This is a genomic window from uncultured Eubacterium sp., assembly GCF_934295145.1.
Taxonomy (GTDB): Bacteria; Bacillota; Clostridia; order Lachnospirales; family Lachnospiraceae; genus Eubacterium_I.
The window spans coordinates 24,078-38,426 of record NZ_CAKRAS010000030.1; the positions used below are offsets into that span (position 1 = coordinate 24,078).

Consider the following 14,349-nt stretch of genomic DNA (forward strand, 5'->3'; position numbering starts at 1 on the left):
AATGTAAAAGGTCAGTTACAAAATCACACACAAAAAAATGACCAATGCCTTTTTTGCAACATTGGTCATCGTATGGTTATTCTTTTTTATAAAGCGGACATTCACAATCCACTTTTGCTACTTGTTCATGAACTATTCTGCGTTCAATTACTCATCCCAGTTATGATATACCTGCTGTACATCATCATCTGCATCCAGCAGATCAAGGATTTTGTTGATGCAGTACAAATCCTGCTCGTCTGTCAGTTCAACGTAAGTCTGAGGAATCATAGTAACCTCAGCGCTTGCCATCTCGATACCGGCATCTTCTAATGCCTGTCTTACTTCGCTGAAGGAATCCGGATCAGTAATGATCTCGAAGCTGTCCTCTTCCTCATTGAAATCTTCTGCGCCTGCATCTAAAGCAGCCATCATCAGGTCATCTGCGTCCATATCGCAGTTTTCTTTATCAATGATAATCTGACCTTTTTTGTCAAACATGTAAGATACACAACCCGGTGTTCCTACATTTCCTTTTCCTTTTGTAAACGCATTTCTTACGTTTGCTGCTGTACGGTTTTTGTTGTCTGTCAGCGCATCAACAATAATTGCTGTACCGCTCGGGCCATATCCTTCATAAGAAACATACTCATAGTTTACGGAGTTTGCATCTCCGGCAGCTTTTTTGATACCACGATCGATGGTATCGTTTGGCATGTTATTTGCTTTTGCTTTTGCGATAACGTCACGAAGTCTGCTGTTATTTGCAGGATCCGGACCGCCTTCCTTTACTGCTACTGCAATCTCACGTCCGATAATGGTAAAGATTTTTCCTTTTGCAGCATCATTTTTTTCTTTTTTATGTTTAATATTTGCAAACTTTGAATGTCCTGACATCTTTATCTCTCCCTATCTTATTTTTTCAAAACTATCGACCATTATAGCACACTGTCTCTATTCTGACAAGGCTTGTTTCTCTTCCTGTTCCGGTTCTTTTGTCACACGGACAGTACGGATTACTTTATGTTCCACCATCAACACATCAAACCTGTAACCGTAAGCTTCCACCTGATACGTTTCTCCGTTCACCGGAATTTTATTGATCCTGGAGATTAAGAATCCACTTAAGGTGTCAAAATCTTCTGTTTCTTCACTCTGAATATCCAGAAGTTCACACACCTCATCGAAATCCGTCATTCCGTCGATAATATAACTTCCGTCCGATTCCTCAACAATCTGCTCTTCCTCTGCATCGTGTTCGTCAAAAATATTTCCGACAATCTCCTCAAGAATATCTTCCATGGTCACCAGTCCGGATGTCTGTCCATACTCATCCACTACAATCACCATATGAATTTTCTGAGACTGCATATTTTTAAAAAGCACATCAATATTCCGGGTTTCCGGAATAAAAGAAGCCGGCCGGATCAGATCATTGATCTTCGTCAGCTTCCGTTCCATATTGGATGGATCCTGCATCTGATTTAAAATATCTTTAATATGTATGATACCGATAATATTATCAATATCATCCAAATAGACCGGATAGCGTGAATATCCCATATCGCGTATTTCCGCAAGCACATCCTGCAGCGTACATGTACTGTCCAATGCCGTGATCTGTTTGCGATGGGTCATGATATCTTTCGCTTCTTTCTGATCCAGCGTAAAAATATTGTTAATCATCTCCGCTTCGCTTTCTTGCAGAACACCATTTTCATGTCCTTCATTGACCATGGACATGAGTTCCTGTTCTGTCAGATCTTCACCACTGCCACGTCGTCCTTTTCTAAATATTTTTTTTAATCCTTTTCCGATTGTATTTAACGGACTATCGTCTTCCTCCATTATCTCATATTCCTCCTATGTACTTCACAGTTCCAGACTGATCCGCAATGCTTTTCCAACTTTTTCCATAATCTCACTGTCAAGATGACAGATTTTATCTTTTAGCCGTACCTTGTCAATGGTGCGCAGCTGCTCCAGCAAGATCACAGAATCTTTCACCATATGGTAACGAGCTGCGCTCAGTTCAATATGTGTCGGCAATTTTGCTTTGTTCATCCGCGACGTAATAGCCGCACAGATCACCGTGGGGCTGTGCCGGTTCCCGATATCATTCTGAATGATCAGCACCGGACGCACACCACCCTGTTCCGATCCCACCACCGGGCGCAGATCGGCATAATAAATATCTCCTCTTCGAATCAACATGTTACACACTCCATCTGTTCAGGTTGTTTTCATTCTTCCCTCATTTCAGCGTGTGTATTCTATTTTCCGGAGAATTTTTTCTGTACTTATTTCCGTTTTACATAAACCCTCGGAATTCGTTTATTCAGGTCACAGGCAAATTCATAATTAAACCGACCGGACAGATCTCCGAGTTCTTCTAATGTAATGCACTCGGCACCATCCCGTCCGATCAGAGTCACCTCATCGCCCGGACACACATCCGCAATATCTGTCACATCCACCATCATCTGATCCATGCAGACTCTTCCACAGATGGCAGCACGTTTTCCATGGATCAGCACATACCCCTTATTGGACAGACTGCGCGGATAACCGTCCGCATATCCTACCGGCACCGTTGCAATCCGCATCGTTTTTTCTACTTCAAACGTACCACCATAACTGATGATCCGTCCCGGCTCCAGTTCTTTTACATGAACCACATGACTCTTTAAGGACAACAACGGCCGCAGGTCGATATTGTCTTTTTCCACCTCATCGGATGGCCAGAGACCATATAAAATAATGCCTGCACGGACAATGTCTTTGTTATACTCCGGCAGATCCACGATTCCCGCACTGTTTGATACATGATGAATCGGAATGGATACCTGGCGTTCCTCCAGCCACTCAATCATTTGATCATAAGCATCTGCCTGTTTCTTTGTAAATGCCTTATCTGTTTCATCTGCCTTTGAAAAATGAGTAAAGATCCCTTCTATCATAATATTCGGCAGCTTCGCGATCTGTGCTATCTCATCCGCAGCCTGTTCTGTTACCTGAAAACCGATCCGGCTCATTCCGGTGTCCAGCTTGATATGAATCTTGCAGATTTTGTTCTGTCTTACGGCTTCTTCTGACAGCTGCTTGGCACGAATCAGAGAAAAAACTGCCGGACGCAGATTTTCTTTTACTATCTGCTCATCATATTCCGGAAAGGTATAGCCAAGGATCAGAATCGGTTTTTTTATTCCGTTTCCGTAAAGTTCCTCTGCCTCCTCAGGTGTGGCTACTGCGTAGCCCCAGACATCCTCACGCTTCTCCATAACTTCAGCCAGCGGAACTGCTCCATGTCCGTAACCGTCCGCCTTTACAACAGCAATAATCTTTGTGCCGTCGCTGATACAGCGATGTATTTCATCTAAATTATGTGTCAATGCATCCAGATCAATGTCTGCACTTATTCTACGATATTCTATCATTCCTTTGTGTCCTCCTGTTTCCGCAACACATCTATGATTCCTTCCACAATATCACTGGCCATCATTGCATAGTGGCCGTATTTCGGTACTGCCGCATCTCCCGCCAGTCCATGTATGTAAACACCCAGAGCTGCTGCCATCTCCGGATCGAGTTTCTGTGCCAGCAAGGCACCGAGCACACCGCTTAACACATCTCCTGCTCCGGCTGTCGCCATACCATGATTTCCACTCAGGTTTAGAAAACAAGTGCCATCTTTGCATGCTGTCACGGTCCGGGCATCCTTCAAAACAACGGTGATCTGATGCTTCTTTGCAAATTCCACTGCTGTCTGCACCAGTTCATCCTGAATCTCTGAAATCGACCGTCCCGTAAGTCGGGACATTTCACCAAGATGTGGTGTAATGATCATCTCTGTCTCTATTTCACTCCACCATTCCGGATGTTTTGCCAGTATATTCAAAGCATCTGCATCGCACAGACACGGGATTCGCACCTGTCGGATCAGTTCATGTAACATGCGTTCTGCCAGTGCAGACTGGCCCATGCCCGGTCCTGCCACAACAACGTCCGCCCAGTATAATTGTGTTTCTACAAATTCTACCACATCTGTCCCGTCATTGTAAACCGCCAGAACAGCCTCAGGCACCTGTTCCTGTAAAATCAGGCGATTTTCTTCTACGGTGGCTACCCGGACCAGACCACATCCCATTCTGTAAGCCGCTTTCGCCGCAAAAATTGCAGCTCCAGCCATCTGTTCGGAGCCCGCCAGTATAAGCAGTTTTCCATAGCTTCCTTTATTTGAATGGGATTTTCGTTTTGGCAAAAGCTTCAGGTCAGCCGGTTCCAGCACACACATCTGCGGCTTCAAGTCAAACAAGCTCTGCTCATCGATTCCAATATCTGCCACCTTCAGTTCTCCAGTGTACTCCATTCCCGGATACAGAAGCTGGCCTCGTTTTGCAAATCCAAACGTTACCGTCAGGTCTGCTTCGAAAGCAATTCCAAGCACCTGACCGGTACTTCCGGATACACCGGAAGCAATATCGATAGCTGCTTTATAAGCCTTCATCTCATTCATCTGAGCCAGAATATCCGCATATTTTCCAGATACCTCCCGGCACAGGCCAATGCCAAAAATAGCGTCCGCCACCACATCCCAGTTCTGTCCAAAGGCTTCGCTGACATCGCAGAACGGTACGCCGTAATTCTCTGCGATCTGCATCTGGCGCGCAGTCTCCGTGGTCATTTTTTCACGATTTCCAACAAAACAGATAAACACCTGATATTTTTTCAAAAACAGTAAACGCGCAACGGCAATCCCATCTCCGCCATTATTTCCCGCTCCACAGACTACAAGTACCTTGGTTTTCGGATTTGGATAACGGCTGGTGATCTCCCGTGCTGCTGTCAGAGCTGCCCGCTCCATCAGTACTGCTGAAAGCATGCCTCTGCGCTGCATGGTATTTTCATCACACTGTTTCATTTCATGACTGTCTAAGATATATTTCATACGATTTTTCCCTTCTGCCATATACTGCCTAATTGCAGAATCACGCACCAAGCCTCACGTGTGTTCGACTTGAATTTTTCACATCAGCAGTGCTCCACAATCAGCAAAATGCGCTCTGTCCATAGAACAAAGCGCATTTTATAACTTCTCATTGACGTTTATTTATTTCTCATCCTGTCTGCGAACAATGTTATAGGACAGTTGCATTAAGCTGTCAGACAAATGAACATTTTCTACTACTACATCATCCGGAAGTTCCAGATCCAGATGTGCAAAATTCCAAATAGCATGAATTCCGAGTTCCACAAGTTTCTCCGCTGCCTGCTCTGCTTTTTCCTTCGGCAAAGTCAGAACTGCAATATCTACACGCTGTGTTTTTAAAAACTCCGGAAGTTCATCCATCATATGTATCTCAATACCACGGACAGATAACCCTGCCAGTGCCGGATTGACATCAAACAATCCTGTAATAACAAATCCTCTTTTTTCAAATTTAACATAATTTGCCAGCGCCTGTCCCATGTTACCAGCTCCGACAACGATGATATTATGCTGCCTGTCAAGTCCGAGAATCTTTCCAATTTCTTCATACAAATACTGCACATTATAGCCGTATCCCTGTTGGCCAAATCCGCCAAAATTATTCAGATCCTGCCGAATCTGTGATGCTGTGACTTTCATACGGACACTGAGTTCATTGGATGAAATTCTCTCTACTCCGGCATCCAGCAACTCTCCCAGATAACGATAATACCGGGGCATACGTCGTATGACAGCCTGCGAAATTTCCTTTTGCATTGTTCCTATACTCCTCCAAAACCATCTGCAGTTTTCTGCAGTCATCTATGGTCATTATATACACATAAATTCTTTTTGTCAATTTTTTATCAATCAGATGCCAGTTCTTCCCATTCCTCATACAACTGATCGAGCTTTTCCTGTACTTCTACCTGCTCACTGTGCAGTTTTCCCAGCTTTGCGGAATTTGTTGCCACCGCCGGATCCTGAAACTGTTCGTCAAGTGCTGCCAGCTTTTCTTCCAGAGTCTCAATGTCAGCTTCGATTTTTTTCACACGGTTCTGAATCTTACGTTTTTTCGCCTGTTCTTCCTTCTGAGACTGCCAGTCTGTCTTACCCATGGACACTTCTTCATTGTTTACTGCTGACTCTGTCTCAGAAGAGATCAGATATGCCCGCTCATTTGTTTCTTTTTTCTCCAGATAATAATCGTAGTTACCGATATAATTAACGAGACTATGCTCTGTCAAGTTCAGGATACGTGTTGCTGTCCGGTTAATAAAATAACGATCATGGGATACAAAAAGCACGGTACCCTCATAACGGTTCAGGGCAGACTCCAGAATCTCTTTAGATGCGATATCCAAATGGTTTGTCGGCTCATCCAAGATCAGGAAGTTTGCTTCAGAAAGCATCAGCTTTGCCAGTGACAGACGGCCGCGCTCACCACCGCTCAGATCACTGACACGCTTGAATACATCATCCTCAGTAAACAAAAATGCCGCCAGAATGTTTCGAATACGGGTCTGTGTCAGCTTCGGATAATCATCCGCGATCTCCTCCATCAGTGTTTTTTCCATATGGAGCACCTGCTGCTCCTGATCGTAATAACCGATTTTCACATTTGTACCAAGAGTAAAGGAACCTGCATCTGCATTCACTTTTTCATTTAAAATCTTCAAAATGGTTGTCTTTCCGGTTCCGTTCTGTCCGATCAGTGCCACGCGCTCTCCGCGCTTGATCTCAAAAGAAATATCCTGAAACAGTTTCTTATTCTCATATGCCTTCGACAGACCTTCCACCCGCAGCACATCGTTTCCGCTGATAATAGAAGGTGTCAATGTCATATGCATCTCAGACTTTTCTTCCTGCGGTTTTTCTAAAACATCAATTTTTGCCAGCTGTTTTTCACGGCTCTCTGCACGTTTGATAGATTTCTCGCGGTTAAATGATTTCAGTTTTTCAATGACTGCTTCCTGATGCTTGATCTCACGCTGCTGATTATAATAAGCACGCAGTGCTTCCTCTCTTGCAAAAGCAGCTTTTGCTGCATAATCCGTATAATTGCCATCGTAAACTGCAGATTTATGCATGCTGATCTCAACAACTTTCGTCACGATCCGATCCAGAAAATAACGGTCATGGGCAACGATCACAACTGCCCCTTTATAATTCAGCAAAAATGTCTCCAGCCACTGAATAGATTCGATATCCAAATGGTTTGTCGGCTCATCCAGCAGAATGATATCCGGACGCGTCACCAACAGACGTGCCAGAGATACACGGGTTTTCTGTCCACCGGACAGTTCATTGCAGTGTTTTTCAAAATCATCCTCGGAAAATCCAAGACCTTTTAAAACCCCGGAAACCTCACTGCGGTAAGAATAACCGTCTCTTGCTTCAAACTCATGCAGCAGCTTATGATAATGTTCCATATAGGCTTCCATATCCTCTTTTGATACGGACTGCATTCCTTCTTCCAGCTCACGGATTTTCTGTTCCATATCAATGAGCTGGCGTTTTCCTTCCAGAACCGCCTCATAAATCGTCCGCTCATCTGCGATATCCTGATGCTGCGCCAGATAGCCCAGCGTCTTTCCTTTTGCAAGGGTTACCGTACCTTCATCTGCCGGCAGTTCCCCAACGATAATTTTCAACAGTGTGGATTTTCCGGCACCGTTAATTCCTACAATCGCCACTTTTTCCTGATCTTCCACATGAAAACTCACATTTCGGATCACCGGATCCACACCAAATGATTTACTGATATTTTGACATGCTAAAATCATATGTTTCTTCCTCACCTTAAAAATGGAATCCTGCAGATCGCAGGATTCCTGTGTTTCTTTTTTCTTCGAATAAATATTCCTTCCTGTCAGATAAATTTCACTCTTTTTGTTTTCATCTGACTCAGAATCATTATCCATATTTGGCAAATTGCAAAATCAACGGATAAACTAACACTGTGCTTTTTCATACACACTCATACTTATGCGTACATTTTCTCCAGTGTTTTTCGAATTGCTTTGATAAAATCAAGGCTGTTTAATACAACCGGGTTCTCTAATTCTGTAATTAATGCCAAGTCTTTTGTCATTTTACCAGATTCTATTGTATCAATACAAGCTTTTTCCAGATTATCTGCAAATTTTACTAATTCCGGCAGATTGTCAAGTTCGCCACGTTTGCGTAATGCACCCGTCCATGCAAAAATAGTTGCTACGGAGTTGGTGGAAGTCTCCTCACCGGCCAGATGTTTGTAATAGTGTCTCATAACAGTTCCGTGAGCAGCCTCATACTCGTATACGCCGCTTGGGGAAACCAGTACAGAAGTCATCATAGCCAGAGATCCGCATGCGGAGGAGATCATATCACTCATAACATCGCCATCATAGTTTTTGCAGGCCCAGATAAATCCGCCCTCAGCTTTCATAACACGGGCTACCGCATCATCGATCAGTGTGTAGAAATACTCAATGCCTGCTGCCTCAAATTTTTCTTTATATTCTGCATCATAGATATCCTGGAAAATATCTTTGAATGTGTGGTCATATTTTTTTGAAATCGTATCTTTTGTTGCAAACCAAAGATCCTGTTTCATATCCAGTGCATAGTTGAAACAGCTTCTTGCAAAACTCTCGATGGATTTGCAAATATTGTGCTGTCCCTGAACCACACCTGCACCTGTAAAATTATGTACTAATTCTCTTACTTCTGTACCATCTTCTGCAGTGTAAACCAGTTCTACCTTTCCCGGACCCGGAATTTTCATTTCAGAAGCTTTGTATACATCACCGTAAGCATGACGGGCAATGGTGATCGGTTTTTTCCAGTTCTTTACACATGGATCAATGCCTTTCACCTTGATCGGTGTACGGAATACCGTTCCATCCAGAATTGCACGGATGGTTCCGTTCGGGCTCTTCCACATTTCTTTTAAGTTATACTCTTTTACACGGGCAGCGTTTGGTGTGATAGTTGCACATTTTACAGCTACGCCGTATTTCTGTGTGGCATAAGCAGAATCAAAGGTTACTTTGTCATCTGTCTCATTTCTGTACTCCAGTCCCAGGTCATAATACTCTGTCTTCAGGTCTACAAACGGAAGTAATAACTCGTCTTTGATATACTGCCAGAGGATTCTGGTCATTTCATCTCCGTCCATCTCAACTAAAGGTGTTGTCATTTTAATTTTTTCCATGGTAATTATCCTCCAATCCTTAATTCCTGTTGCTCTCGTTTTCTTTTTGGGATTCCTGCAGCAGATTGTCCCAGCCACAGTGATCAATATTTTCAATGGTTCTCATAATGTGCTGATTTGCCAGCATCTGTGCTTTCTCCGGATCGTGGTCATGAATCGCCTGGGCGATCATGCGATGCTCGTCATTTGATTTTTCAGAACGCTCTTTTGATTTCAATGTCATCCTGCGCACCCGCTGCACATAATTATGAAAATCTGTCAGAACTCCTGCCAGCACCTTGCTTCCAGATGCCTGATACAATGTCTCATGAAACTTATTATCCAATTCAAATACCTGACTGCTATGTCCCTTCGACACATGAAACTCTGTCAGATATACAATTTCTTCCAGTTCCTCAATCTGCTCCGGAGTAGCTTTTTTTGCTGCCCACTTAGCACACAAGCCTTCCATCACAGACCGTATCTCATAAATATCGTTCAGATCTTCTTTGGAAAATCCGGTGACATGCGCTCCCTTATTCGGCGTGATCGTGACAAGTCCCTGAAGTTCCAGCTGACGCAGTGCCTCGCGCACCGGTGTCCGGCTTACCCCCAACTCATCACCTATCGTTTTTTCCTTCAGTTCCTCATCCACTGCATATTTTCCGGATAAAATATCCTCCTGAAGTTTATGAAATACTTTCTCACTGAGCGAATGGTTATCTCCCATCCTGTTTTGCCCCCTTGTTATAATATAATCCCCAGCTCCTGACAACACTCTGTAATTTTTACAACCAACTCGTTATCTGTCAGAACCGTTACACGGCCTTCGTCATACTGCTCATCAACCCAGTCTTTCAGTTTGTGAACCAGTTCGGAGTTTTTGTCCAGATGGCGCTCCTGCGGCAGTCTGTAGTAGCTGTTGATCCAGTGTGCGATTCCAGCCAGACCGGAAGTATTGGAAATAGATACCAGTGCCGGTCTCTTCAAGAATTTTTCTGTATCAAAAATATTGTAAATCTCTTCGTTTTTCAGCAGTCCGTCTGCATGGATTCCGGCTCTTGTTACGTTGAAATTCTTGCCGGCAAACGGTGTTCTGCTCGGAAGTGTGTAATCCAGCTCTTTTTCAAAATAATCAACCAGATCTGTGATAACTGTCGTATCCATGCCATCCAGTGTTCCCTTCAGCTGTGCATACTCAAATACCATAGCTTCCAGCGGTGTGTTACCGGTACGCTCTCCGATACCAAACAGAGAACAGTTGACACCGCAGGCACCGTACAGCCATGCTGTGGTAGAGTTTGTAACTGCCTTGTAAAAATCGTTGTGACCATGCCACTCGATCAGTTCAGACGGCACACCAGCATGGGTTGTCAGACCATAAATGATACCAGGTACACTTCGCGGAATAACGGCACCCGGGAAGTTTACGCCATATCCCATGGTATCGCAGGCACGCACTTTAATCGGAATCTTGTACTCATCCATCAGTTTCATCAGCTCCACACAGAATGGAATAACGAAACCATAAATATCAGATCTTGTGATATCTTCTAAGTGGCAACGTGGGCTGATACCTGTCTCCAGGCACTCACGAATGACACTTAAGTAGTGGTTCATGGCCTCACGTCTGGTCATTTTCATTTTATAGAAAATATGATAATCGGAACAACTTACCAGAACACCAGTCTCACGCAGTCCGATGTCTTTTACTAATTCAAAATCCTGCTTGCTCGCACGGATCCAGCTTGTAACTTCCGGGAACTTATATCCACGTTCCATACATTTGTAAACTGCATCACGGTCTTTCTTGCTGTACAGGAAAAATTCACTCTGGCGGATGATTCCTTTCGGTCCGCCCAGTTTGTGCAAATAATCGTAAATAGTTACAATCTGATCCGTAGTGTACGGAGCTCTTGACTGTTGTCCGTCACGAAATGTAGTATCTGTAATCCAGATATCGTCCGGCATGTTGTGCGGTACGATTCGGTCATTGAACGCAATTTTCGGAATCTCTTCATATGGGAACAGATTTCTAAATGTATTTGGTTCATCTACATCCACCAGCTGATAAAAATGCTCTTCCAACTGCAACAGATTATTATGCTTATTCATTACTACTTTACGCATGTTATTCGCTCCTCACCTTATATACATACTCGTATACAATCTATCAGATTGTATGCAATCAATCTCATTGCATACAATAATACATACATGTTTTCACTTTGTCAAGTTAAAGTGTAAAAAAATGAACATATTTTTCGGGATTTTTTCAGGAAACACTGACAAGCCGCATACATACTATGAATTGTAAATAAAAATCTGGAGGCTATCAACATGAGTGATTTAGCTGCTACAAACTGTGGATGCTCTAACGACAACGGATGCGGATGTAACAACATCATCTGGATTATCTTGCTTCTGTGCTGCTGCGGCGGATGTGGTGGAAACGGCAACGGCTCTTTCCTTGGTGGAAATGGCTGCAGTGAAGCAATCTGGATCATCCTGCTTCTGTGCTGCTGTGGTGGATGCGGCGGAAACAACAACGGAAACGGCTGTGGCTGCTTCTAAGTGAAAATTGACTCCAACTACACATCTTGGTACGACGAAAACCGGGGGCTGTGATGCCTCCGGTTCTTTCTGTCTCTTCTTAATATATGAAATCAATTTTAGCTAATACTGTTAGGATTTATTTTTCTGTTTTCTTCCTTCGTGCGGTTGTTCAAAACGTTTGCTCTGCCACTCCATCTCCTTCTGCCGTTCCCTTTCTTCCTTTTTTCGCAGGCAGTCTTCATCTATTTCATAAACACTTTTACCGTCATAGACTAATTTTCCCATATGCTATGTCCTCCATATTTCATCATGGATTCCTTATTATTATATGAAATAAACTTATTTTCGCCCATTTCTATCTTTGTCCTTCTCTTTTATTTTTCCCTTTCCATTGATTACAACATTCTACTCATAATCGCATACTTTTTTCATACATTATAAAAAACATCAGATATGGACGTGATATCTCCTATGAATGAACACGAAAACGAACATACACCACCTGTACTGGATACATTGATTCAAAACAGACCGATTCAGATGCTGAAAGCCATTGTGCCCTATCTTTACGGCCCGCAGCAACGCATGGTCTCCATGATGGTCAGAATGATCGAACTGCAGCGCACCATGCAGTTATTTGATGCATCCCCGGAAATGCAGGCACAGGAATTGCGAATTTGTTCTAATAAATCTCCCACGGAACGTACTCATCAGATTTTAAATGTGCTACGGGAATACTGCACGCCACAGGAGCGGGATCAAATTGATATGATTTTAAATATTCTGGACATTACATCTGTAACAGGCATTTTAAATATGTAGAAGGAGGATTTTTTCATGGATCAGAACTTTTTTTCTCAAAATCCGGCTTTTCAAAATATCTCCCCGGAAAAACTGGCTTTCCTCATGAATTTCATGAATCAGGAAAAACCAAACTCTTCCAGGGATATGATGACTTTTCTTATGAATTTTGTCACAAAGGCAAGAAATCAGAATCTCTCGTTTACCACAGACGAAACCGATTTTATTATCCAGCATCTGCGCCAGGGACTAAATCCCGCGGAACAGCAGCGAATCGACCGAGTGCTGCAGATGCTGCGCAGGAATAATTAAATCCAGTTATAACACCCTTCTATGCACCTCGACTAACTTATTTTTCAAAAGACTGAGCAGAATTGCTACTACTCTGCTCAGTCTCATATTCCAGAAAAAATCGGATAATGGGATAAAACTAAGCCTCATCCAGTTTCTAATACCTTCTTTTTGTATTTCTTGGTAATCTCATGCGTAATCTGTTCACGCGTCTTTTCAACAGATGCCATAGCCCTTAAATTTTTGTAACAGTCGCGTGATAACATCATGTTTTCTACAGCCATAGTCGCTATAACCTGTTCTATCATTTTTTCCTGTTTTTATTGTTTTGTTTGACATAATATATTTCTCCTCATAAAAAAATACCTGCCAACTCTACTTTTCTGCGCCTGTCATGATTTCCTCCAGGGTTCGTGGTGTATAATCCATATAAGACAGCATACATCCCACGTTAAATGCCCTTAAATCTTTATCATATACATGACGGCAGTCATTCTCTTTCATCTGCTTTAAGCACTGCTGATAAAATTGATCTTCTGCGCTTACGTGGGTATGTCCATATAATAAAATCTTTCCCCGTCCCATATTTTTCCAGGAAAAAATCGGATAATGAGATAACACTAATCCGTACTTTTCTTTTCCAACAGAATCATGAATCTCTTTATAATCACAAATTTCCGCAAACAGCTGTTGATAACGATAATCCGATACATCATCATGATTTCCCCTGATCAGCACCTTTCTGCCCTTCAGGCGTGCAACAAATGCGATCAAATCTTCGTTTTTGCCCCGCATGCTCACATCGCCCAAAATATATACATAATCGCCATTCATCACCCGATCATTCCAGTTTTTCAAAATCGTATCATGCATCTGCTGCACCGACTCAAAGGGACGCTGGTCAAAACGGATCGCATTTTCATGAAACAAATGCAGATCGCTGATATAATATTTCATTTTTCTCTAACCTCTTTTCTCACCTAGTGCCTGTTCTACCGTATCGTATCTTTTTGCATTTAACTGTTGAAGCAGGCAGCGGTATGGATCCAGTTCATTGGAAAGTACCATCTGATAAACCGTTGGATTAAATCCGCTGACCAAAGCCACACCAGCCTCATTTTGCTGCAACGGAATCGTATTTTTTCTGGAATAAACATTCCAGAACACCAGACGCGGCATCTGATATCCATTGGATTCATATTCATTGCGGATCTGCTCAAACAGAGACAGCAATCCACCTTTTTCACTTCTTCGCAAAGATCCCAGATATATAACCGCAGAATCAAATTCCATATCTGAAATGATCAAAATATTGCGCAGCATATCCTCCTGCGGCATGTCAAACAACAGTGCTGTTTCCAATATAAGTTTAAAAACAGCCTGAATATCGGTATTGCTGCATTCATCATAGGCACTGCATATCTCCAGTTTATCCCTCAAAGATTCCGCATAAGACAGATCTAGAAGCTTAGGGCGTGCACTGAATGTAATAAACTGATCCGTGACATGCTCCCACCACTTAAATCACAAATTTTGAAGTGGGGGCTTCTTGCTCAATGGCTCTACTGAGCCAAGT

The 14,349-nt window shown here is 42.9% G+C and carries 16 protein-coding genes; 3 read left to right on the forward strand and 13 right to left on the reverse strand.

The window, feature by feature from the left end; all coding sequences use genetic code 11:
- Positions 1–147 precede the first annotated feature (147 nt).
- The 10 genes from Q0I54_RS07740 to Q0I54_RS07785 all read right to left on the reverse strand — a co-directional run bounded on the left by Q0I54_RS07740 (position 148) and on the right by Q0I54_RS07785 (position 11,255).
- Positions 148–876, reverse strand: a complete 729-nt coding sequence (locus Q0I54_RS07740; RefSeq protein ID WP_296117732.1) for a YebC/PmpR family DNA-binding transcriptional regulator — start codon at positions 874–876, stop codon at positions 148–150.
- Between the two features lie 57 nt (positions 877–933).
- Entirely contained in the window at positions 934–1,827 is an 894-nt protein-coding gene (locus tag Q0I54_RS07745) for a hemolysin family protein (protein WP_296117734.1), read from the reverse strand.
- Positions 1,828–1,851: 24 nt separating this feature from the next.
- The gene (locus tag Q0I54_RS07750) at positions 1,852–2,193 is read right to left on the reverse strand and encodes a type II toxin-antitoxin system PemK/MazF family toxin (protein ID WP_294784009.1); all 342 of its coding nucleotides are present in this window, start codon (positions 2,191–2,193) and stop codon (positions 1,852–1,854) included.
- A gap of 86 nt (positions 2,194–2,279) precedes the next feature.
- Entirely contained in the window at positions 2,280–3,416 is a 1,137-nt protein-coding gene (gene alr / locus Q0I54_RS07755) for an alanine racemase (protein ID WP_296117736.1), read from the reverse strand.
- Positions 3,413–4,927 carry an NAD(P)H-hydrate dehydratase gene (locus tag Q0I54_RS07760; RefSeq protein ID WP_296117737.1) on the reverse strand — a complete coding sequence of 505 codons (1,515 nt, stop codon included), beginning with the start codon at positions 4,925–4,927 and terminating at the stop codon, positions 3,413–3,415. Before Q0I54_RS07760 ends, alr begins: the two co-directional genes overlap by 4 nt.
- Positions 4,928–5,089: 162 nt before the next feature.
- The gene (locus tag Q0I54_RS07765) at positions 5,090–5,725 is read right to left on the reverse strand and encodes a redox-sensing transcriptional repressor Rex (RefSeq protein WP_296117739.1); all 636 of its coding nucleotides are present in this window, start codon (positions 5,723–5,725) and stop codon (positions 5,090–5,092) included.
- Between the two features lie 89 nt (positions 5,726–5,814).
- Positions 5,815–7,734, reverse strand: coding sequence for an ABC-F family ATP-binding cassette domain-containing protein (locus Q0I54_RS07770; RefSeq protein WP_296117741.1), 1,920 nt, complete (start codon positions 7,732–7,734; stop codon positions 5,815–5,817).
- A gap of 200 nt (positions 7,735–7,934) precedes the next feature.
- Positions 7,935–9,146: an NADP-dependent isocitrate dehydrogenase gene (locus Q0I54_RS07775; protein WP_296117742.1), complete on the reverse strand. Its 1,212-nt coding sequence runs from the start codon at positions 9,144–9,146 to the stop codon at positions 7,935–7,937.
- A 19-nt stretch (positions 9,147–9,165) separates the two neighbouring features.
- Positions 9,166–9,855, reverse strand: coding sequence for a GntR family transcriptional regulator (locus Q0I54_RS07780; RefSeq protein WP_296117744.1), 690 nt, complete (start codon positions 9,853–9,855; stop codon positions 9,166–9,168).
- 17 nt (positions 9,856–9,872) lie between these two features.
- Positions 9,873–11,255 (reverse strand): 2-isopropylmalate synthase, encoded by a 1,383-nt coding sequence (locus Q0I54_RS07785; protein ID WP_296117745.1) that lies wholly within the window; start codon positions 11,253–11,255, stop codon positions 9,873–9,875.
- 210 nt (positions 11,256–11,465) lie between these two features.
- Here Q0I54_RS07785 and Q0I54_RS07790 point away from each other — a divergent pair, with 210 nt between their 5' ends.
- A complete protein-coding gene (locus Q0I54_RS07790) occupies positions 11,466–11,699 on the forward strand; it encodes a chorion class high-cysteine HCB protein 13 (RefSeq protein WP_278493867.1) in 234 nt (77 codons plus the stop codon).
- A 111-nt stretch (positions 11,700–11,810) separates the two neighbouring features.
- Here Q0I54_RS07790 and Q0I54_RS07795 read toward each other — a convergent pair whose 3' ends face one another.
- Positions 11,811–11,966, reverse strand: coding sequence for a hypothetical protein (locus Q0I54_RS07795; RefSeq protein ID WP_296117747.1), 156 nt, complete (start codon positions 11,964–11,966; stop codon positions 11,811–11,813).
- A gap of 186 nt (positions 11,967–12,152) precedes the next feature.
- Between Q0I54_RS07795 and Q0I54_RS07800 the strand changes: the two genes are divergently transcribed.
- Together Q0I54_RS07800 and Q0I54_RS07805 are read left to right on the forward strand one after the other, a co-directional pair.
- Positions 12,153–12,503, forward strand: coding sequence for a hypothetical protein (locus Q0I54_RS07800; RefSeq protein WP_296117748.1), 351 nt, complete (start codon positions 12,153–12,155; stop codon positions 12,501–12,503).
- Between the two features lie 15 nt (positions 12,504–12,518).
- Positions 12,519–12,794, forward strand: coding sequence for a hypothetical protein (locus tag Q0I54_RS07805; RefSeq protein ID WP_296117749.1), 276 nt, complete (start codon positions 12,519–12,521; stop codon positions 12,792–12,794).
- Positions 12,795–13,148: 354 nt separating this feature from the next.
- On the opposite strand, the gene Q0I54_RS07810 is transcribed toward Q0I54_RS07805, so the two are convergent.
- On the reverse strand, positions 13,149–13,730 hold the full coding sequence (locus Q0I54_RS07810; protein WP_296117750.1) for a metallophosphoesterase: 582 nt from the start codon (positions 13,728–13,730) through the stop codon (positions 13,149–13,151).
- A gap of 6 nt (positions 13,731–13,736) precedes the next feature.
- Positions 13,737–14,264, reverse strand: a complete 528-nt coding sequence (locus Q0I54_RS07815; RefSeq protein ID WP_296117754.1) for a DUF2828 family protein — start codon at positions 14,262–14,264, stop codon at positions 13,737–13,739.
- Positions 14,265–14,349: the final 85 nt, after the last annotated feature.